General features: G+C 33.0%; 18 protein-coding genes. 5 read left to right on the top strand and 13 right to left on the bottom strand.

Annotated features, from left to right (window positions below; all coding sequences use genetic code 11):
* Positions 1-14 precede the first annotated feature (14 nt).
* Complete coding sequence (locus ACZ2G2_RS05680; protein ID WP_470394460.1) at positions 15-1,517, bottom strand: GH3 auxin-responsive promoter family protein; 1,503 nt, start codon at positions 1,515-1,517, stop codon at positions 15-17.
* Positions 1,517-2,386: a M23 family metallopeptidase gene (locus ACZ2G2_RS05685; RefSeq protein ID WP_090837132.1), complete on the bottom strand. Its 870-nt coding sequence runs from the start codon at positions 2,384-2,386 to the stop codon at positions 1,517-1,519. Before ACZ2G2_RS05685 ends, ACZ2G2_RS05680 begins: the two co-directional genes overlap by 1 nt.
* 116 nt (positions 2,387-2,502) lie before the next feature.
* Here ACZ2G2_RS05685 and ACZ2G2_RS05690 point away from each other — a divergent pair, with 116 nt between their 5' ends.
* Positions 2,503-2,685 carry a Sec-independent protein translocase subunit TatA/TatB gene (locus ACZ2G2_RS05690; RefSeq protein ID WP_090837130.1) on the top strand — a complete coding sequence of 61 codons (183 nt, stop codon included), beginning with the start codon at positions 2,503-2,505 and terminating at the stop codon, positions 2,683-2,685.
* 66 nt (positions 2,686-2,751) lie between these two features.
* On the opposite strand, the gene ACZ2G2_RS05695 is transcribed toward ACZ2G2_RS05690, so the two are convergent.
* Genes ACZ2G2_RS05695 through ACZ2G2_RS05710 form a run of 4 tightly spaced genes read right to left on the bottom strand, consistent with a single transcriptional unit; the run spans position 2,752 to position 8,158 of the window.
* Positions 2,752-3,732, bottom strand: a complete 981-nt coding sequence (locus ACZ2G2_RS05695) for a DUF4837 family protein (protein WP_272023236.1) — start codon at positions 3,730-3,732, stop codon at positions 2,752-2,754.
* Between the two features lie 23 nt (positions 3,733-3,755).
* Entirely contained in the window at positions 3,756-5,342 is a 1,587-nt protein-coding gene (locus ACZ2G2_RS05700) for a LysM peptidoglycan-binding domain-containing protein (protein WP_470394462.1), read from the bottom strand.
* Between the two features lie 38 nt (positions 5,343-5,380).
* Positions 5,381-6,568, bottom strand: coding sequence for a phosphoglycerate kinase (locus ACZ2G2_RS05705; protein ID WP_090837124.1), 1,188 nt, complete (start codon positions 6,566-6,568; stop codon positions 5,381-5,383).
* 15 nt (positions 6,569-6,583) lie between these two features.
* Entirely contained in the window at positions 6,584-8,158 is a 1,575-nt protein-coding gene (locus ACZ2G2_RS05710; protein WP_470394465.1) for an SPOR domain-containing protein, read from the bottom strand.
* Positions 8,159-8,284: 126 nt separating this feature from the next.
* Here ACZ2G2_RS05710 and ACZ2G2_RS05715 point away from each other — a divergent pair, with 126 nt between their 5' ends.
* Genes ACZ2G2_RS05715 through ACZ2G2_RS05725 form a run of 3 tightly spaced genes read left to right on the top strand, consistent with a single transcriptional unit; the run spans position 8,285 to position 10,799 of the window.
* Positions 8,285-9,439 carry a DNA polymerase III subunit gene (locus ACZ2G2_RS05715; protein ID WP_090837122.1) on the top strand — a complete coding sequence of 385 codons (1,155 nt, stop codon included), beginning with the start codon at positions 8,285-8,287 and terminating at the stop codon, positions 9,437-9,439.
* A 1-nt stretch (position 9,440) separates the two neighbouring features.
* Positions 9,441-10,358 carry a diacylglycerol/lipid kinase family protein gene (locus tag ACZ2G2_RS05720; protein ID WP_470394467.1) on the top strand — a complete coding sequence of 306 codons (918 nt, stop codon included), beginning with the start codon at positions 9,441-9,443 and terminating at the stop codon, positions 10,356-10,358.
* Between the two features lie 45 nt (positions 10,359-10,403).
* Entirely contained in the window at positions 10,404-10,799 is a 396-nt protein-coding gene (locus tag ACZ2G2_RS05725) for a DoxX family protein (RefSeq protein WP_282070233.1), read from the top strand.
* 1 nt (position 10,800) lies between these two features.
* Here the strand turns inward: ACZ2G2_RS05725 and ACZ2G2_RS05730 are convergent, their stop codons facing one another.
* From ACZ2G2_RS05730 to ACZ2G2_RS05755, 6 genes are all read right to left on the bottom strand, one after another.
* Positions 10,801-12,636, bottom strand: coding sequence for a hypothetical protein (locus tag ACZ2G2_RS05730; RefSeq protein ID WP_470394469.1), 1,836 nt, complete (start codon positions 12,634-12,636; stop codon positions 10,801-10,803).
* 137 nt (positions 12,637-12,773) lie between these two features.
* Complete coding sequence (locus tag ACZ2G2_RS05735) at positions 12,774-13,274, bottom strand: OmpH/Skp family outer membrane protein (RefSeq protein ID WP_470394471.1); 501 nt, start codon at positions 13,272-13,274, stop codon at positions 12,774-12,776.
* A 230-nt stretch (positions 13,275-13,504) separates the two neighbouring features.
* Positions 13,505-14,365, bottom strand: a complete 861-nt coding sequence (locus tag ACZ2G2_RS05740) for a class I SAM-dependent methyltransferase (RefSeq protein WP_470394473.1) — start codon at positions 14,363-14,365, stop codon at positions 13,505-13,507.
* Positions 14,366-14,474: 109 nt separating this feature from the next.
* Positions 14,475-16,346: a tRNA uridine-5-carboxymethylaminomethyl(34) synthesis enzyme MnmG gene (gene mnmG / locus ACZ2G2_RS05745; RefSeq protein WP_470394475.1), complete on the bottom strand. Its 1,872-nt coding sequence runs from the start codon at positions 16,344-16,346 to the stop codon at positions 14,475-14,477.
* A gap of 138 nt (positions 16,347-16,484) precedes the next feature.
* Positions 16,485-16,901, bottom strand: coding sequence for an rRNA maturation RNase YbeY (gene ybeY / locus ACZ2G2_RS05750; protein ID WP_090837109.1), 417 nt, complete (start codon positions 16,899-16,901; stop codon positions 16,485-16,487).
* Positions 16,894-20,343, bottom strand: a complete 3,450-nt coding sequence (locus ACZ2G2_RS05755; protein WP_470394477.1) for a hypothetical protein — start codon at positions 20,341-20,343, stop codon at positions 16,894-16,896. Before ACZ2G2_RS05755 ends, ybeY begins: the two co-directional genes overlap by 8 nt.
* Positions 20,344-20,593: 250 nt before the next feature.
* Here ACZ2G2_RS05755 and gltX point away from each other — a divergent pair, with 250 nt between their 5' ends.
* The gene (gltX, locus tag ACZ2G2_RS05760) at positions 20,594-22,102 is read left to right on the top strand and encodes a glutamate--tRNA ligase (RefSeq protein WP_470394478.1); all 1,509 of its coding nucleotides are present in this window, start codon (positions 20,594-20,596) and stop codon (positions 22,100-22,102) included.
* A gap of 72 nt (positions 22,103-22,174) precedes the next feature.
* Here gltX and ACZ2G2_RS05765 read toward each other — a convergent pair whose 3' ends face one another.
* A complete protein-coding gene (locus ACZ2G2_RS05765; RefSeq protein ID WP_090837104.1) occupies positions 22,175-22,858 on the bottom strand; it encodes a hypothetical protein in 684 nt (227 codons plus the stop codon).
* Positions 22,859-22,914: the final 56 nt, after the last annotated feature.

Genomic DNA, 22,914 nt, shown 5'->3' on the forward strand with positions numbered 1-22,914 from the left:
GTTCAAAGATACTATTATTTAGTCAAAACTTGTGATTTTAATGCGTCAGCAATTTTACGATCATTTGCCAATCGCGGTATTTTATTTTGACCTCCTAACTTACCTATTGATTTCATGTAATTTTGAAATCCATTTTTTTCAACCTTTGTAATTTTCAAGGGTTGTAAAACTTTTCCTGCTAACAAATCTAAATAATAACTGTTCTGTTCTTGCAAAGACTTGTCTATTTTTTTCGCTAAAGCGGAAATATCTTTAGGTTCATTCTCAAACTCTACAAACCATTCATGATACGGTAATCCTGATTCTGGACTTATTTGTGGTGCAACCGTAAACTCGTTAATTCTAACTTCAGACCCTTCAGTTGCGTCCTTCATAGCCTGTTCTACCTCTTTACCTATAACATGTTCTCCAAATGCCGAAATAAAATGTTTGATACGTCCAGACACGATAACTCTGTATGGTTTTGTTTCTGTAAACATAACGGTGTCCCCTATGTTATAAGACCAAAGTCCTGCATTGGTAGATATTATCATAACATAATTAATACCAACCTCAACATCTTTTATAGTAATACGTTTAGGGTTTTCATCAAAAAACTCATCAGCTTTTACAAACTCGTAAAACATACCAGAATTTAATTGCAGTAGCATTCCTTTTTTGTCTTGCTTGTCCTGAAATGCAAAAAAACCTTCACTTGCAGGATACAATTCTATACTATCAACTTTTCGACCTATTAAGTTCTCAAATTTAGCACGGTAAGGCTCGTAATTAACACCGCCAAATATAAAAAGGTTGAAATTTTTAAAAATATCACCGACCTTTTTTCCTGTCTTAAGTTGCAGTTTTTCAAAATACATTTGCACCCACGATGGTATTCCAGAAATTATAGACATATCCTCGTTTACGGTTTCTTCTACAATAGCATCCACCTTAGTTTCCCAATCTTCAATACAATTGGTTTCCCAAGAAGGCATTCTATTTTTTTGAAGGTATTTTGGAACAAAATGTGCTACAATACCAGACAAACGACCTAGTTGTACTCCGTTTTGCTCTTTTAAAACAGGACTACCTTGTAAAAATATCATTTTACCATCTACAAACTTTGCATTTCCTGTTTCATGAATGTAAAGCAATATTGCATTTTTTGCAGCATTTACATGGTTTGGCATACTTTGCTTTGTAATGGGGATATACTTAGCGCCAGACGTCGTCCCTGAGGTTTTTGCAAAATACAGCGGTTTCCCTGTCCAAAGGATATCTTCTTCTCCTGCCACAACACGGTCTACGTAAGGTTTTAAAGCTTCGTAATCTCTAATAGGCACTCGTTTTATAAAATCTTGATAATTATTGATACTTACAAAATCGTGATCTATACCAAAAGCAGTACCTGCTGCTTGGCTTATTAAATCTTTAAAAACTTTATCTTGTGTTTCTATTGGGTTATTTGCCCATTTTTGTATTTTCTTATAAACGCGTTTTGCAAACGGTTTAGCTAAAGCTGATTTTAGTGAAAGCATTATTTAAAATCTATAAAATTAGTTGGGTTTACTGAATAGCCATCGCTCCATAATTCAAAATGCAAATGTGGTCCAGTAGATAGCTCTCCCGAATTACCAGACGCAGCAATTACTTCTCCTGCTTTTACTAAATCACCTTGACTTTTGTTTAATGAAGCATTATGCTTATATACAGATATTAGTCCGTAGCTATGTTCTAATATAATTACATAACCTGTTTGCGTTGTCCACTCTGCAAAAATAACAGTACCATCCGCTGTTGCTTTTATAGGCGTGTCTTTTGCTAAAACAACATCTACTGCATAGTGTTTTGTTTTACTATTGTAATTTTCGCTAATCGTACCATTTGCTGGCGGAAACAAAACAAAACTAGCTCTGGATTTTGCGGTTTCAAACAAGTTATATTTATCTTCCTTATCTACTTTTTGTCGTAATAAAGAATCTTCTTTAATAGGGTTTAAATCCACTTGACTTGCTTCAAGTTTTGCTGCTTGAATTATCGAGTCTTTATTAAATTGAACTGTACTAACCTCGCCTTGTAACACCTGCTTAATAGACGTAAAATACTTTTCGTTCAAATCTATAACACGTTGCAAAGAGTCTGTTTTAAAACTTAATTTAACAGCTTTCTTTTTAAGTGAGGTTGAGGAGTAACCAGGGATATATTCTTTTAATGGCGTAAATGCTATTAAAATTGTTGTAAAAACAATTAAAAATATTGCAGACAGCGTGCCTAAAACAAACACATTTAGACGCGTTAAATTAAGTGATAGTCTTTCTTCAAAAGTATCGTCGTTTAATATTACCAAACGATACCTATGTAGTAGCTTCTTCTTAATTTTTTTAGATTTTTTTTCGGGTTTTACCATATTAAAAACAAAAGTAAATAAAAATTTGTGCTAACATCTTTAGGTTAAGCTAAAGTTAGTCTTTTAACGTTATTATTAAAGTTTAATTATTAACTTTGTGGTCTAAATTTTAAGTTATGATTTCAGCAAGTATATTTTTAGGTATGCCAGGACCAACTTCAATGATTATAATAGTAGTAGCAATATTACTTTTATTTGGCGGAAAGAAAATTCCAGAATTAATGCGTGGACTAGGTAGCGGAATTAAAGAGTTTAAAGACGCAAGCAAAGAAGAAGAAGAAAACGAAGAGAAAAAGTAAATTTTACTTTATCATATAAAAAAACCAATGCATTGCATTGGTTTTTTTTATGCTCTTAAATTTTGTTTACTTGTTTATTTCTAAAGATTTTATAATAGATTCAAGCTCTAAAACATAATCACGTTTACTTACTGATGGTGCAAAAGTAAACCCTTCAATAACCACATAACGGTTATTAATTTTATCTTCAACCATATAGTTTAAAAATGGCCCTGCATTATAGCTGTCTTTAATTTCCCAAGTACTTCTAACTTCATAAGCGGGCTTATTGTCTATAATTGTATTGTATAGAAACGGTGTATACGCCTCCTCTGTCATCATATAAGATCCATCTGTTGGTCCCGGAACATATTTTTGACCCACACTGTCTCTAATTCTAATAACCTGCTCTATAATATCACCTTCTTTATCTATAGCAGTTAAAGGGATTTGATATATCATAAAGTTATTAGTACCTGTCGTTAAATTTTTTCTAATCCAGAAAAAATTACCATCTTCTCTTGCTACTCTATAAGCAGAAGGAAACTGAAGTTTTAAACCTAAAACCTTTTCAATATTATTATTAACGTGAGGCGAATTACTAGTTAGCTTTTGACGTGCCTCTATTTCTTGATTTTTAAACGTTTCTAAGATTTTGTCTTTGTTAGCGCTTAACAATTTTATAATTTGGTTATTGTCTTTTCCACTAACTACCACCAATTTTTGAGGTCTTGCAAAAGCATCAGATAGGACTTTAAACGCTTCGTCTTCCCCTTTTTCAATTTTTAAAACAATTCTGTTTTGAGTAGCAAATCCAGAAAACACTTGTGGTGGCATTTGATTTATATCAAACATAGGTTCTGCTTGAGGCAATCCGGGAACAACCGTTGTTAACACCTCTCTAACTTGATCACCAACTCTACCTTTCCAAAGATCATTATCTATAACAACGTTAACATTGTATAGGTTTCCTGAAGATTGTGGTACTAAACGTTGATTTTTAGAAGAACCTTCTTTACACGATAGTATTGTGCATACTAATAAAATTAAAATAGCGACTTTTTTCATTTCTATACTGTTTTAGAGATCAATTATCCTTTTGAAACTAATAGTTTCATTCCTGGTTTTAATTTGTTACCACTAATATCATTCCAATCTTTAATATTTTGAACCGAAACTCCAGAAAACTTTTGTGAAATACTCCATAGACTATCTCCTTGTTGCACTGTATACGTTTTTGCGTTAGCTGGTATTACTCTTTTTTTAGCTGTAGCTGAAGCTTTAGCACGATTTACAGGCACCCCATTTCTAGGATAGATAGTTAAGCGTTGTCCAATTTTTAGATTATTATTTCTTAAACCGTTCCATTGTTTAATTTGACTAACTCTAACTCCAAATTTTCGGGCAATTTTTCCTAAGTAATCCCCTTGTTGTACTCTGTATCTAGTTTTAGAATCAGAATCTTGAAATTGAGGTAGTGGTTTTTCACGCTTATCAAATTCTGCTTTAGCATGTGCGTACAACTGCTCTTCGTTATTTACAAACGCTCCAATAATAGTCCTTGGTAAGCGTAATGTGTAGTTTTTACCTTCTATAAAAGGAATAACATCCAACTTATAAGCCGGATTTAAAAACTGAAGCGTTTCAATCTCCACACCTGTATATTCCGACACCTGATCTAAGGTTATCATTTGCTTGACATGGATGGTATCTGTTTCTATCAAATGAAACTCCGGTCTATGTTGCACAAATCCATGCTCCTTAGCATATTCAAAAATGTACATTGTTGCCAAAAATGCGGGTACATAACCTGCTGTTTCACGTGGAAGATTTGGCCTAATATTCCAATAATTTTGATAGCCTCCAGAACGTCGTATTGCTTTACTAACATTACCTGGACCTGAGTTATAAGCTGCCAAAGCTAAATCCCAATCACCAAATAATTTATACAATTTAGATAAGTATTTAGACGCCGCAATTGTTGCTTTAATTGGATCACTACGCTCATCCACATAACTACTTACATCTAAACCATACTCTTTTCCGGTTGCAAACATAAATTGCCATAATCCTGTTGCACCAACTCTAGAGCGGGCACGAGGTTTTAAAGCAGATTCTACTATCGCTAGATATTTCATCTCTAACGGAATATCGTAGTTATCCAACTCACGTTCAAACATTGGAAAGTAGTAATTACTTAATCCCATTAAACGTTCAAAAGAATGATGACGATTTTTTAAAAACGACTTAATAACACTTTCTAAACCTGGGTTATATTCTACATTAAAAGGTGTTCTAGCATTTAAGCGCTGTAATCTTGCTTTTAAAGTATCTGTTGTTAACTCAGGATAGTAAACTGCATCATATTTTAATCCAGAAACGTCTCTATAAATAGTATCAAACAATGTATTACTATACAATTCTTCTAACCATTTTTTATCTATATCTGCAGCAAACTCATGGTCCTGAAGCACTTTAGGTAACTCTAAAACCTCAATAGATTTTATAGATTTTTTAAAATAGGCTTGACCGTCAATTATTGTATCAATAACGTAGTCTTCTCCTTCTTGTAATTGGTCCTGTCTTAATCTGCTTTGTTGGATTGTATCTTGGGCAAAACCAAAATTAATTCCAAAAAACAGTAAAAAGAAAGCACTATATATTTTTACTTGATGCATGTACTTTTATTTATTGCATAACGATTAAAAGTGCTCTATTATTTTAAAATAGCAGCAATACCAGGAAGTGTCTTCCCTTCTAAGCTTTCTAACATTGCACCACCTCCGGTACTAACGTAGCTTACTTTGTCTTCAAATCCAAATTGTTTTACTGCTGCGACAGAGTCACCTCCACCAACAAGAGAAAAAGCTCCATTTTTAGTTGCTTCTGCTATGGCGTCTCCTAACGCTATTGTACCCTTTGCAAAACTTTCCATTTCAAAGACTCCTAAAGGTCCATTCCAAAGTATTGTTTTGCACTGTAATACAACATCGTGAAACATTGCTATAGATTTTGGACCAGCATCTAAACCTTGCCATCCATCTGGTATTTTAGTTACATCAACAACTTGTGTTTCTGCATCGTTACTAAAGGCATTTGCTGCTAGTACATCCACTGGAAGGTGTATTTGTACGTTTTTAGCTTTTGCTTGCTTTAAAATCTCTAATGCTAATTCCATTTTATCATCTTCACAGATAGAGTCTCCAACGCTTCCGCCTTGTGCTTTTATAAATGTAAAGGTCATACCACCACCAATAATTAGGTGATCTACTTTGTCTAAAATGTTTTCTATAATTGTAATTTTAGAAGATACTTTTGCTCCTCCAAGTACCGCTAAAACTGGTTTTTCGCCAGTTTTCATTACTTTATCAATACTCTTAATTTCTTTTTCTAATAGGTAACCAAAACATTTCTTTTCTGGAAAAAACTGAGCAATTACCGTTGTTGAAGCGTGTGCTCTGTGAGCAGTACCAAACGCATCATTTACATAAATATCTCCTAGTTTTGCTAATTTTTCCGCGAAAGCGACATCACCCTTAGTTTCTTCTTCATGAAAACGCAGATTTTCTAAAATTAAGATTTTTCCTGGTTCTAGATTGGCTGCAGCACGCTCTGCTTCTTCTCCAATACAATTTGATACAAACTGAGTTTCTACACCAATAATATCTTCTACTTTATTAGCAATATGTTTTAAAGAAAATTGGTCTTCTACTCCTTTTGGCCTTCCTAGGTGAGACATTAAAATACAGCTTCCGCCGTCTTCTAATATTTTAATAATTGTTGGTTTTGCAGCTTGTATTCTAGTCGCATCAGTAACCTTAAAATCCGCATCTAAAGGGACGTTAAAATCTACACGAATTAATGCTTTCTTATTCTTAAAATTAAAGTCGTTTAGTGTTTTCATCTGTTTTGTATGTTTTTAGTCTAGGTTTGATTTTAAAACCCACGTATCTCTATATCTATAATTTGTTTTTAGCTCTTCTGCTAATTCAAAAGCTTCTTCTGCGGTATCACTTCTTAAAATATAAACGTAATTCCAGCTATTTTTTGGGTTAATAAAAGCAGTCGCTTTTAAACCATTTTTTATTAATTTATTGGTCCATTTTCCTGCCCTAATAGACTCTGCAAATACACCTGTTATTACATAATAACCGCCTTCTATACCTGCAATTGTTGTCGATTTTTTGTTTTTTAAATATCTAAATGCTTTAGATCCTAAACCTCTTTTACGATATTGATATGGCTTACGTTTTTCTTTGGTATTAAAACTTGGGTCTGACTCTGGTTGTGCTCTAACAATTTCTGGCGATACAGATGCTGTTTGACTAGCATCAGGGTTATTTTCTTGAACAATATCGTCAAAATAGTTTTGTGCTATTTCCGTTTGAAAGGCTGTAAAATATAGATAAAAACGGTCCGATTGGGTTTTAAAACGTAGTGTTGTCTCACTTGTATTGTTGTTTATTATGGCATTATTGTAGTTAGGAATGTCCAATTTAGCAATATCAAAACCAAGTGTGTTTTCGCTGTTTGGCAGCCTATCTCTGTTTTTCATACTATTATTAGTAATAGAACTATTGAAGAAGTTTTGCTGAAAACGAGCCCCATTACTCAACGATTGAAAACTACCATCACGTTGTTTTACAATTGCAAACTCATCACCCTCCAAAGCAGCATCCCCTTCTAAAGCAGATAATACCACTTTAGTTTTAACGTCTCCTTGCTCTACAGATTTAAAGTTTTTAAATGTAATATCAAAAGGCTCTTCTTTATTAACTAAAGCAAAACCATGGTATGTAGAAATATATTTAGGATTGTCCGTAGGTGATTGGTATATCACGTACAACATCCACCCCCCTGCACTACCACCAGATAAATAACCTTCTGTTGCTTTAATGTTAGCCACAGCATAGTCTCCTGATTTATTTTCGGCAGACTTTAAAAGTCTTGTCACATTTGCATAACAAGCGTATGGCGAGTTAATAGCATGTGTAGGATTGGTTGCCCCGTCATAAATTATTTCTCCAGAAATATCTTGATACTCTTGGTTTGGTAACTTAAATTTAATTTGATTAATAATCGGCGAACGTTCTCCATTTCCTCTAAAAATGTAATTCCCTTTTTGTTCTTTACGCGTTCCTTTTTCGTAAGCATACGTTCCTGTCCAATATAGACCAGCGTAGGCTATTTTTTTAAAATCTTCAGGTAAAGATAAAGTGGCTTGACTAGAACTAAATGTTTCTGGGTCGTTATCAATATCTACATAACGCATTTTTGTGTCATCGTTATTGACCTGCATATCATTAAACGCGTCTTTATCATCTTCGCTTAAAATATTATTACCAATAACAGTAACATCTCCAAAAATGTAAAATTCGTTTTGAGATTTGAAAGTAACACCATCAATAGACGCAGAATCTATTGCTTTGGTTTCTTGTGCATTAACAAGCCCTAAACCCATTACACAAAATAATAAACCTGATAGCCTTTTCATTTTAAAAATTAAAAGTGTGAATATTCTTCAAATATATACAAATACAACCATACTATAAATATGTACTGATAAAATCAATCTTTAATAAAAATAGTTTTTAATTACCAAGAAAACTATATTTGCCCTATGCTTTTCAGTGATATTTTAGGATTAAATCATATTAAAAAACACTTAACTACAAGTGCTGACAATGGTCGCATACCTCATGCGCAACTATTTATTGGCCCTGAAGGTTCAGGAACACTGCCTATGGCTATTGCCTATGCGCAATATGTGTTGTGCAAAAATGCGGCGGGAGAAAACAGCGGAGAAAACGAAGCTTGTAATATTAAGTTTAAAAACTTTTCTCATCCAGACTTGCATTTTGCCTTTCCGGTAACAACAACTGATAAAGTAAAAAAACATCCTGTGTCTTCTTATTTCCTTACGGAATGGAGGCAGTTGTTAAAAGAACAACCTTACGGAAACTTATTTGATTGGTACAGACTTCTTGGTGTTGATAACAAACAAGGACAAATTGGTGTTGACGAAGCTTTAGATATTGTTAAAGCATTAAGCTTAAAATCTTACGAAGGTGGCTATAAAATTATGCTGATTTGGATGGCTGAAAAGATGAATACACAAGCAGCCAACAAACTATTAAAGCTTATAGAAGAGCCGCCAAATAACACAGTATTTATTTTAATTGCTGAAGAAGAAGAACAAATTATTAATACCATAAGATCCCGTTGTCAGATTATACATTTTCCGCCATTAGCAGAAAATGATATCAAAGCTGGAATCCAAAAACAATTTAGTCTTGATGATGCTACTGCTACTAAAATTGCACATCAATCTGACGGAAATTACAACAAAGCCTGTGATTTAGTCTATCACGACACAGAAGATGACCAATTTGAACAATGGTTTATTTTTTGGATACGTGCAGCCTTTAAAGCTAAAGGAAATAAAGCGGCTATACATGATTTAATTGGATGGAGTGAAGACATTGCTAAAACTGGTCGTGAAACACAAAAGCAGTTTTTAAACTTTTGTTTAGACTTTTTTAGACAAGCCATGTTATTAAATTATGGTGCTGAAGAGTTGGTTTATTTTGAAACCAAAAGCAAAGGTTTTGACATTTCTAAATTTGCACCATTTATCCACAACAATAATATTATGGATATCTCTAACGAGCTAAATGATGCTATTTATCATATTGAACGTAACGGAAATTCTAAAATTATCCTTACAGATTTAAGTATAAAACTAACACGTTTACTTCACGCTAAACAAGATTAAAATGTCTGAAAAAAAAACTTTTTTTGTCATAATAAATCCTGTTTCTGGAAACGGGAAAGGCAAAAAAGTTTGGAACAGCGTTAAAGACAAACTCTCACAACATTTTAATATTACATCTCAGTTTACCAATCACAGTAATCATGACATCCAAATTACACAAGATGCCTTAAATAAAGGGTTTCGTAATTTTATAATTATTGGTGGAGATGGCACATTAAACAAATTTATTAATGGCGTTTTTAGTCAAAAGACAATAAATCCAAATCAGATTAGCTTTGGTGTATTGGCTATAGGTACAGGAAATGATTGGATTAAAACATATAAAATTCCTAAAAATAGACACCGTGCGGTTAAGGCTATAATTAATGGAAACACACAAACTCAGGATGTTGGTTGTTTAACTTTTTTAGATCTAAATAATTCTAAAACCTACTTTTTAAATCTATGCGGTATTGGGTTTGATGGTTTGGTGGTTGACCTTGTTAAAAACGACAGGTCTTTTGGTAAATTAACCTATATTTTTGGCGCATTAAAAGCACTATTTAATTTCACGTATTTTAATACTAAAGTCACGTTAGACTCAGAAACAAAAACGCATAAAAACTGTATGATGATACAGTTAGGAATTTGTAGATATACAGGATCAGGAATGCAGCTGACAAAACAACCTGATCCAAATGATGGTTTGTTGGACGTCTCTATTGCCACTAATTTTACTAAATGGCAAATTGCAAAAAATATAATAGGATTATTTACTGGTAGTATTTTAAAGCACGAAAACATTACAACGCTAAAAACTAAGCATATCACATTAGAATTTAATGCAAAAAAACCGCTTATTCAGGCGGACGGAGAACCTATGGCAACCAGTAATATAAAAGCGTCTATACTACCACAAGCTATTACCTTTTATCTCTAAAAAACATGGTATTATTTAATACCTTTGAGCAAAAAAAATACAACAATGGACAACATCTTAAATAACATTACAGAGTTACTTTTACTTGCCTTTTTGGCAATTACATTTCTACAATCAGGATTAGATAAAGCCTTAGATTGGAAAGGTAATATTGCTTGGTTAAAAGGGCACTTTGAAAAAACGTTTATGGCTAATATGGTACCGCTAAATGTGGGAATTATATTTGTTTTAGAAACTATAGCTGGCCTATTTGCGCTTATAGGTATGGCAACCATTATTATAGATGGTAACACTGTGTTTGGCTTCTATTCGGCTATTTTAAGCGCGATAGTGCTTCTTTTACTATTATTTGGACAACGTGTTGCTAAAGACTACGATGGAGCAAGAACAATAGTGATATACTTTATTCCAACTATAATGGCATTATACCTACTAAAATAGATTAATACTCTGTCATATTTACTTTAAACACCCAATTATCTTTAAAAAGACTTTTATTAAGTAGTGTTTTATGTTGCATATAGGCATCATAGAAGTTTTCTGTATGAAACACATATACATAGTATAGCTCTTGTTGATCGTCTATTAAAATCTCGCTGGCATACCCAGAGTCTCTTAATTGATTTTGCCAAGCAATTGCATTTTTAGGTATAGAAAACAGTTTATTAATAACATAATACCCTTTTTTAACACCTTCTATTTGCGCGGTGTTTTTTTCTAAAAGTAATTTAAAAGCCTGAGTTTCTAGAGGTTTATCTTCTAATTCTAAGGCTTTTACATACGTATTACTAGCAATAATTACATCTCCACTAACTAACATTTCTTGTTGAATTTTTGATGCAGAAACCCCTAAAGAAACACTGTTAACTTTTTGATTATCAGTATTTTCTATGATTTTTACAGGTTGTCTCAAAACTAATGGTTCCGATACAATAGCTTGTTCTGGTAACGGTGTAACAGGATTAACCGTAACCACTGTAACGGATTGCACCTTAGGATTGGATATTACTACTGGCTTTGGCGGTGTTACAACCTCTGGCACCGTTATAGTGGGTTTCTTTAAAACTATAGTATCCTCCGCATCTAAATCCATTTGCACCTCCACCATAGGACGCGATTTATGAGAAGAGAAAACTACGGAATTAGAAGGTGCTTTTGATTCTATTTGATTAAAATAATCTTCACTAATCTCGGTTTGAAAAGCGGTAAAAAACAAGTAAAAACGATCTTGTTTTGTGTTAAATATAAGCTCAACCTTCTCCGTATTATTAGTAATAATAGCGTCTTTATTATTAGGCAAAGTTACTGAAGCAATATCAAACCCTAAAGTATTGTCACTATTGGGCAATCGTTGCTGATTATCTTTATTTGAAGAGGTAATCTGACTACTAAAAAAATTATTATGTACTCGATTTTCGGATTTTAACTTCCAAACTTTCTGAAGTTGCGAGTTGGCAATTACGCACTCATCATCAGTTAAAGCAGAATCCCCTTCTAACGCAGCCAACGTAATATCTGTACTAGTTTTACCTTTTTCGGGCGTTTTAAAATCCTTTAAATTAATGATTACAGGATCACTCCCAACATGTGTAAATCCATTAAAAGTAGTAATATATTTAGGTTTTTTTGTTGGTGTTTCATATACCACATACAGCATCCAACCAGCAGCACTACCTCCAGCTACAAACCCTTCTGTTGCATTAATATTACCAATAGTATATTCGCCATTAACCTGTTTCGCGTTTTGTAAATGTTTAGTCACATCAGCAAAACAAACATAAGGAGAATTTAAAGCAAAAGAAGTCTCTTTAGCACCATCAAACAAAACTTCTCCTGTGATATTTTTATAATTATCACCTGGTAATTTTAGCTTTATTTTACTTATAACGCTTCTGTTTCGCTGTCGTTCTCCTTGAAAGAAAAACTGAGAATTCTCCTCCCTTCTAGTTCCCTTTTTATAACTATAAGTTGCCGACCAATACAGCACAGCATAAGCAATATTTTTATGATTATCTGGTAATTGCAGACTCGCAGAACTGGACGAAAAAGTAGTATCGTCTTTATCAATATCCACGTAAACCATATCAATATCGTCGTTAGTTAAACGGTGATCATTGTAAGGTTTTGTAGCGTCTTTACTAAGTATGTTATTCCCGATAGCAACAGCTTCTCCATAGATATAAAACGCCTTTTGGGTCTTAAATGGAACAGCCTCCTGAGCATAACTAACAGAAAACATAGCAAAGACAATAGCACAAGGCCAAAGCAAGCTTTTCATAATTTGAATTGAAAATGATTAATAGCGCAATAAATATAACTATTTAAAAGAAATAGTCTGATATTTAAACCCTTATATAACAAAAAAGGCGATTAACTGTTGTTAATCGCCTTTTGACTTTACTATTAATGCCTTATTTACTTCTTATAAGCAGCATTTAAACCTTCTATTATCTTTTTAGAAATATCATTTTCATCCTTTGAGAACATAACACTAGGTGCATTTTCTACTGTCCCTAAGATGTAATCATAACTATTAGATTTACCATAATCCTTAACAAAATTCTTTACTTTAACAATCAAAGTGTCTATTTCCACTTGATACTCTTTTTGAAAAGCTTGTTGTTCCATTTGCCATGCTTGTTGTAACCCTTGTGCTTTTTGTCTCAATACACTCTCTTCTGCACTCTGCTTACTTTTTGGTAATGTTGCAATTTTTTGAAAATTTAACTGAAATACTTGTCTAAAGCTATCCACTTTTTTCTGGAATAAAGAGTCTTTAGTATTGTATCTAGATTCTAAATCTAGCTTCTCTTTTATTTCATTTATAATAACACCATTATCAACGAATGCGATTTTTTGTTTTTGACAAGACGTAAAAACTAACCCAAGTAATACTAAACCTAATATTTTCTTCATTTTTATTTTTTAAGAATTTGAGCAAATGTAAATAATAAAATAAACTAGAAATAAATTTTAATCGCACATTTTAACCCAAATAAGAAATACTTATCACAAATTTGGACATTTATAGGAAATCCCTATCAAAAACGGGGTCAAACAAAGCCATTTAAGCGCGTTTTAAGAAAAGCTAATGTGATAGCACATTATACTGCTTAATAAATTAACAGCGAATCTTATATTAAATTTTAGCTGTTTTTAAGCACATAAATCAATGAAGAATACTCTCCAGAAGACTTTGCTTTATAATTTGATCTAAATCCAATCCAAAATGCTGTAAAGATATTCATCCATCCAGATTTATATTTTTCAGAAAGCAGACTAACATAATACGAGTCAAAAACCATTGGCAACGTTTTTACAACCGACATATTAATTTTTGCAAACAACTTAGAAACTGATTTTTGATTAAAATGCCATAAATGTCGAGGAACATCTAATGCTGCCCAAAACTGTTTATAGTAGTTTGAATCGTAACTTTTATAGTTTGGAACTGCAATAATTAAAACTCCCGAAGGTTTTAATAAGGCTTTTAGTTGCGCAATTTGTGCTTCTAAATTTGGAATATGTTCTAAAACATGCCATAAAGTAATGACATCAAAACTCTCTTTTTCTAAGTTATTTATATAATTAGAATCAAAAACGGATTGATTTGTTTTGCTATTTGCAATCAATCTAGCCTCTTTATTTGGTTCGATTCCTGACACAATCCAATTGTTATTTTGTGCAGTATTCAAAAAATCACCTGTACCACAACCAAAATCTAATAGTGTTTTTTGTTCCGTTTTAAACGAATTAATCAACTTTAATTTACGCTTTAAAGATATTTCTCTGATACTATGATATACCTTTTCAAACAAATTCCGTTTAGAATCTGTATGAGAAATGTAGTCTTCTGTCTGATAATATTCAGGTAATTTATCTAAAGAAGGCTTAGGAATTGTTTCTAAATACCCATACGTTTTGTTCTCAATTAATTGAAATTCTTCTCCAGAAACAGAGTAATCTTTAACTTTAATAAATGCGTTTTGGATGTTTTGACTTGACACTATTAATTAAATTTAAGCTGAATTTAGATGTAATCCTACAGCTGATTTATACTTTTAAAGACAAAAAAAAGCGAACGTTCCACGTGGAACGTTCGCTTTTTTTATTGATTTATCGACCCATAAAAACCAACAACACAGAAATATCTGATGGCGAAACGCCACTAATTCTTGATGCCTGAGATATGGTTACCGGTTGAATTTTAGTTAATTTTTCTCGTGCTTCCAAACTCATAGATTGCAGTTTAGAGTAGTCAAAATTAGCTGGAATTTTTATGTTTTCAAGACGTGTTAACTTGTCTGCATTGTTCTTTTCTTTTGCAATATATCCAGAATATTTCACCTGAATCTCGGCTTGTTCTATAACCTCACCATCCAAATTATTAGTCTCGATATACTCTGAAACGGATGCCACTTGCTTCATATCGTCAATACTAATATTAGGTCTAGCAAACATTTTAAACATCTTATCTTGCTGTCTAATTGCAGCAGAATTCTTAGCTTCTAACACAGGATTTATCTCGTCCGGAGTAACACTAGTCTCTCTGAAAAACTGAACAAATTTCTCTGCTGCACCATGCTTTTCTTCCATCCTACGCAGTCGCTTTTCTGAAGCTAAACCAAGATCAAATCCTTTAGGCGTTAATCTAATATCAGCATTATCCTGACGCAATAACGTCCTATACTCTGCTCTAGAAGTAAACATACGATAAGGTTCTTCTGTACCCTTAGTAATCAAATCATCGACCAAAACACCAATGTATGCCTCATCCCTTTTAAGGATAAAAGCCTCACGTTCCTGAACCTTCAATGCTGCATTTATACCAGCCATTAATCCTTGAGACGCTGCTTCTTCATAACCCGTTGTTCCGTTAATCTGACCAGCAAAAAACAAGCCATCAATCAACTTAGTTTCTAACGTGTGCTTTAATTGTGTTGGTGGAAAATAATCATATTCTATAGCATATCCAGGTCTAAAAAACTTCACGTTTTCAAAACCAACAACACTACGTAAAGCTTTAAATTGAACATCTTCTGGAAGTGATGTAGAGAATCCATTAATATAATATTCAACCGTATTCCAACCTTCAGGCTCTACAAATAATTGATGTCTATCCTTATCTGCAAACCTGTTAATTTTATCTTCAATAGACGGACAATATCTTGGTCCTAAACTTTTAATTCTACCATTAAACATTGGCGAACGATCAAAGCCTTCACGAAGTAAATCATGAACCTTTAAACTTGTATAAGACATGTGACAAGAACGTTGATGCGTTAATGCTTTTGTAGTATCTAAATAAGAAAACTTTTCCGGGTTTACATCTCCAGGTTGTTCGACCATTTTTGAAAAATCTAAAGATCGTCCATCAACTCTTGGCGGTGTTCCAGTTTTCATTCTACCAGATTCAAAACCTAAATTAACTAACTGCTCTGTAATTCCAGTTGCAGCTCTTTCGCCTGCTCTACCTCCTCCAAAATTTTTATCTCCAATATGGATTAACCCATTTAAAAAAGTACCATTTGTAAGGACAACAGTTTTTGATTTTATCTTCACACCAAGCGATGTTGTAACACCACAAACTTTTCCGTTTTCTACAATTAAGCCCGACACCATCTCTTGATAAAAATCAAGGTTTTTGGTTTGCTCTAAAAGTAAACGCCAATCTTCTGCAAAGCGCATTCTGTCACTTTGGACTCTTGGACTCCACATTGCAGGCCCTTTAGATTTGTTTAGCATTTTAAATTGTATTGCAGAGGTATCACTTACAATTCCGGAGTAACCTCCAAGCGCATCAATCTCTCTTACAATTTGTCCTTTTGCAATTCCGCCCATTGCCGGGTTACAAGACATCTGTGCAATGTTTTGCAAATTCATGGTGATAAGCAAAGTCTTGCTTCCCATATTAGCTGCGGATGCTGCTGCTTCACTTCCTGCATGACCACCTCCAACTACAATTACATCGTAAACTTCGTTAAACATAATAATTATTTGACTAAACGATTTTGAAACTAGAACACTCTAACTACAAAATAATTTAAGTATGATTTTTAACAATTGTTCCACGTGGAACGTTTGACTTTTTAAAATAATTTAAGCGTGCAAATATACAACAAACTATTACATTGCATTTAGCAATGCTAAAGCTTCGTTTTCTTTGTTACGCATTTCAGCTGCATCTGCTTCTGACTTATCCTTATATCCACAGTAGTGTAAAATTCCGTGCACAATAACACGATGCAACTCAGATTCAAATTCAACCTTAAAATCTTTTGCATTATCTGCAACACGCTCTACAGAAATAAAAATATCGCCTTGTAATGTTTTTCCTACACTATAATCAAAACTAATAACATCCGTCAAAGTATCGTGATCTAAGAACTCTACATTTAATTTATGTAAATACACATCGTCACAAAACACATAGTTTATCTCGTCCTCCTTGCAGTTTTCGTTATTAATTATAGTAGATATCCATTTAGATATTTTAGCGTCGTCAAGAAGCTTAAAATCGGTTTCGTAGTTAAAATTAATCATTTTGTTGTTTAAAATACTGTTGTGCTTTTTGCTTATAAATTTGTTGCAAAGGTAATGTTTGCTTATTCAAAATTTCTGTCGTGTTAAAATATTGTTTTGCCTTATCTTCTTGACTAGTTGTTGTATTCTTAAATTCTTTAGTATTTGATTCCGATTGACGTTTTTGTTCTTGACCTTGTTGCAACGCTGCATTTTCTAATTTTAAAAGTTGATGCTGAATATTTTTCATCTTACTCAACGTTTGATTAGTAAACCCATTATTGATTAAATCTACCTCAACCTGCTCCATATCCTTTAATAACTGTCTCGCCTCTCTGCTGTCTCCTAAACCTTCCTTATCCAAACGTTGTTCTAAAGCTTGACGTAACATTTGTTGTTCTTGATAAATTTTAAATAATTCGCCATTACTATCTTCATTAAAACCATCGCCTCCTTGCTTCTCTCCATTAGGCCCTTCTCCATTCTCTCCACCTTTACCTTTATTACCTCCTTTACCATTTTCGCCTTCTGCTCCATTCTCTCCGCCTTCACCACCTTCTCCTTTATCACCAGATTTACCTTTGTCACCCTCTTCTCCTTTTTCGCCCTCCTGACCTTCTTTACCCTTATCACCCTTCTCCATGCCTTTCTCCATCTTTTTGGTCAACTCTTCTTGACTAATAATTATGTCCGGCATTGGCATACCACCTTCGCCTTGACCGGGAGAAGGCATTCCCATTTGATTTTGTAAATTATCTAGAGCGCCACTTAAAAAATCTGCCAAATTATTAGCAGACGTAAAAGCATATTGCTGCGATGACACACCACGATGCAACATATTCTCAGAAAGCTCTGCTAACGCTTTGTCTATATTAAAATACACTTCATTAATTTCTGTATTAATGTCTTCAGAAAACTTAGGTTGACGTAACGATATAGCAAATAAACTATCATCCACATGTTCAAAATGTGTTCTTAATTCTTTTTGCTTTTTAAGATAGGTTGCATATTCATTATGATTAATTTCAATGCTTTTAAATTGTTCCATCAACGCTTCTTCATCCATAGAGAAAATAACCAGATTATCTAAGATTTGACGCAGCATTTCAATATCTTCCTCTAACTGCTCCTTAGCAGCACTAGCCATTTCGCTTTGCATGCTCATGCTCATCTTTTTCATTTCCTGAGCTGCCTTTTTTTGTTTTTGTTTTGCAGATTGTTGCTTAGCCTCTTTTTCTTCCTGACTTCCTGCTTCTTGTTTATTCTTTAAATCCTCGCTAGCGCCTTGCTGATCATCGTTGATGTTTTCCTCCGTATTTTTGTTACGCGGTAAATCCATCGGCTTTTTCAAGTCCTTATTATCCTTATCTAAAGTGTCTAATTGGTCTTGTAGCTCTTCAAACTTACTATTTAACTCGTCTTGCTTTTCTTTAGTATTTTCTTCAGGTTTACTATTAGCTAATTTGTCTTGCTCCTTGGCCAACTTATCAAGTTCCAAACCAATTTTCTCCATTTTTTTAGACACATAGTAACGTTTAGTCAACTCTACAATCTGCTCTAAACTACGTTTTTGACTTTTCGCTTTTTTAGCCAAATTATCCAACTTCGCAGAAAATTCTTCTTTACTAAATTTTTCTCTTAGCTTTTCTAATTCCTCAAGCAAACGTTCGTCTTCCTTAAGTTGCTCCTCATTATCTTTTAATCGTTCTTTTAAATCTTTTTTAAATTGATCTTCTTTGTCTTGGTCCTTCTGGAATTCGTCTAAATTATCTTTCAATTTTTTATTGAATTTTTTCATCATCTGCTCCTGCTCCTTTTGACGTTTCAAGAAGTTATCAAATTTCTTTTTATCGTTAAAATTAAGCTCAGACTTTTCTTTTTGATTTTTAGACAACTCTTGTAATTCCTTTTGCTGTTTATCAAATTTCTCTAACGACTTATTTAAATTCTGAATCGTTTGATTTTGCTCTTGAAGTTGTTTTTGTTCTTCTTCGTCTTGTGTTCGTTTTCTATAATTAAACACTGGACTTTTTGTACTCTTACTTTTATTTACGGCATCATTATCAAAAACCTCAAAATACAAATCGTAAGGCGTACCTTCTTCAAGATCTAATGTATTAGGAAACGCTTTAATAAACTGATCAAAATTAGAATTACTAATAGGAATATTTACCATTTTTTTAGCGCCTTCATTCCCATTAGGGTAATACACTAATTGCAGTTTTCTTAATCCATAATCATCACTAACCTGACCTTTAAAATATAACGTTTGCTGATCTAAACTATCTGTTTTTGCTTCTAGCTTTAACTCTGGATATTGATCTTTAATAACCTGAATGCTATACGCTAGATTCTCGTAATTACGGAGGCTTTTATTACTTGTACTTATATTATAATCAAAGTTAGAGTAAATGCTTTTAGAGGTTTCAAAACTGCCTGATTTATTGCTAGAAAAAGCAATAGTATCACGACCAATCAAATCTACCTGTTCCGTTGCTTTAGTCTTTACCTGCCATGTCACCTTTGTCCCTTGCGGCACCACAGCATTACCAATACCTTTTAATATCTGACTACGCTTATTGGTATAATTTGGATAGTTTAAAACCATATCAAAACTAACTAGTGTTGGCACTTCTACCACTTTTAAAGTATACGGTTTAGACGTAATCCCATTGGCAGACAATCTAAATGTAATATCTTGTTTAGGCTGCTCAAAAACATACTCAAAATTACCCGCTTGACGTTGTTGTAAAACATAGGTTTCTGTGTCAAACGTAATTTTTACATCTTCCGGACTAAGCTGACCTTCTGTAGTCGCTAATAATCTAAATTCTTTATTTTCGGTAGTTTCTAAAGTTTCGTTTAAAACAAAAAACTGAAACGGTGCAGGTGGCTCATACGCTGTCTGATAGTTAACCACACGTTTGTAGCTATCGCTAAACCAATTCATCTTACCAGAAATAGCAGCAATTACAACTATAGCAACAGGAATTGCTGCATATTTTAAATATTTTACGTTTTGTTTAAAGTTAACTGCTAGTTTAAACGGAATTGGATTAAGCTCTTCCGCCTTTTGATCTATACTTGCTAATAGTAATTCGGATGCATTTTCAGATTCTTTTAACTGCAATACATTAAGAAGCTTATCATTAACTTCTGGAAAATGACTACCAATAATAGTTGATGCTTCTTTATAATTAATTCCTTTTTGAAGCTTAAATAACTTTGCTAACGGTAAGGCAATAAACTTAACAAACAAGGCTAGTTCTACAACTATAAACAACCAAAACAATACGGTTCTAGCAGCAGAATTTAGCCATAGAAAATGTTCCAGTAAAAGCGTGAATATAAAATATAGTAAACCAATGCTAAAAAATAAAATAGCACCTTTTATCAACTCATTAGTATAATATTTTCTAATAAATTGCTCTAATTTAGACTGTATGTTATTAAAGTTATTCAAGTAATTGGTATTTAACTGACTAAATTACTGTTTTATTTTTACACTTATATAGTTACCAATATAAGTTAATGTTAAAGATTACCGCTTTCGCGGAAATTATGCCCTGTTAAAAATTGTTCTTTATTATTTCTTTGCTCTTTCTACTACTCTATTCTATCTTTGCACATAATATCCTGAAACACGTTTAGGATGACAATTTATAGCTAACTTAAATACATCATGTTTAAGTGCTATTTTTTTACAAAACAACATGTCAGAACAAGTCAGAGTGCGTTTTGCACCAAGTCCAACAGGACCTTTACATATTGGAGGCGTACGTACCGCACTTTTTAACTATTTATTTGCTAAAAAGCATAACGGAACATTTGTATTGCGTATTGAAGATACAGATCAAAATCGCTATGTTGAAGGTGCAGAGCAATACATAATAGACGCACTTAATTGGTGTAATATTCCTTTTGATGAAGGCCCAGGAAAAAACGAAAAATTTGGACCATACAGACAAAGTGAACGTAAAGAATTATACAAGCAATATGCAGAGCAATTAATAGCTAGCGGAAATGCGTATTACGCTTTTGATACGTCAGAAGAGTTAGATTATCACAGAACAGATCATGAGTCTAATGGTAAAACATTTATCTATAATTGGCATAATCGTTTAAAATTAAGCAACTCTTTAGCACTTACGGAAGACCAAGTAAAAGCTAAATTAGATGCTGGAGACGATTTTGTAATTAGATTTAAAAGCCCACAAGACCAAACATTACGTTTAAAAGATATTATCCGTGGTGATATTAAGATAGACACTAATGTTTTAGATGATAAAGTATTGTTTAAATCAGATGGTATGCCAACTTATCACTTAGCCAATATCGTGGATGACCATTTAATGGAAATTACACATGTTATACGTGGAGAAGAGTGGTTGCCAAGTTTAGCGTTACACTACCAATTATATACTGCTTTTGGTTGGGATAAACCTCAATTTGCACATTTACCATTAATTTTAAAACCTACTGGTAAAGGTAAATTAAGCAAGCGTGATGGTGATAAATTAGGTTTTCCTGTATTTCCATTAGAGTGGAATCCTGAGTTTGGAGATACTGCCAAAGGATATAAAGAAGAAGGTTACTTTGCAGAAGCTGTTGTTAACTTTTTAGCCTTTTTAGGTTGGAATCCTGGGACAGAACAAGAAATGTTTACTTTAGAACAATTGATTGCTGCTTTTGATTTAGACCGTGTTAATAAAGCAGGAGCACGTTTTGATCCAGACAAAATTAAATGGTTTAACCACCATTATATGCAAGAGCAATCTAATGAAACATTAGCTGAAACGTTTCAGAAAAACCATAAAGAACTAGCCACTATTGATATAAACTATATTGCATTAGTTGTAGGTTTAGTTAAAGAACGTGCTACGTTTGTTAATGACTTTTGGGACTTAAGTAGTTACTTTTTTGTAGCTCCAAAAAGTTATGACGAAAAAGCCTCTAAAAAAGCATTTAAGGAAGATACAAAATCTATAATGACTGAGGTATTAGCTGTAGTTTCTAATATTACAGATTTTGAAGTAGAGACACTTCAAAAAGAAGTAAAAGGATGGATAACCGCTAAAGAAATTGGTTTTGGAAAGGTAATGATGCCTCTACGTTTAGCACTTGTTGGTGCTTTACAAGGACCAGATGTTTTTGACATTATGTTTATGATTGGCAAAAACGAAAGTATAAAACGTATCGAAAAACTTATTGAAACATTATAATACTAAAAAAAGCCATCTAAATTAGATGGCTTTTTTTATATCATTTATAGTTTTATTACAAAGACTTTTATTTTAAAAAGTAATCATACCTGTAAAGGCAAACATACTTTGATGTCCTTTAAAATCTCTACCTAAAGTTTGATTAAAATCAGAATCATTTAAGGCGCCTAAAATATTAGTAAACCCATAAATGTATTGTGCTCTGACTTTAAAAAATCCCATTCCTAAAGTTGCACCAATAGTACCATTTACGTTAAAGTTATTTAAGTCTTTTACAGCACTAGCTCTAACCGTATCAAAATCGGCTAATATAAAATCTTCTTGCTGATCATCACTTAATTCTAGATCACTATTGTATTGTAACATTGGACCAAAATCAATTGTAAAATGAGACGTTCTAAACGGTTTTGCATGCCATAAAAATTGTACCTGAGCAGTAAAAATTTTATACTCAACATCCTGTGCTGCTAACGTAGAGGCTAAGTCAAAACCTGTTGTACTAATGGTGTTTTCTGATAATTGCATACCATAACTAACATTAAACCATTTTTGAGGTATATCTACAGTTGCCGTCATATTAGCAATCCAACCATCACCTTTTTTGGTGTCAAAATTGTCTGTAATAATGTCAAATTGAGTGAGTCCTCCACCAAGAGAGAATCCGTTTTTTATTTTGTAACTGGTGTGTTGTGCAAAGTTTTTTGTAACAAAACCTATGGTTAGTGCTACTAATAAGATAAGTTGAAGTTTTTTCATTGTAAATTAAGGGCTTTGTCGGCAAATATAACTTAATTTAGTAAATCAAATAAAGT

It is taken from the genome of Olleya sp. KKT75 (assembly GCF_055635485.1).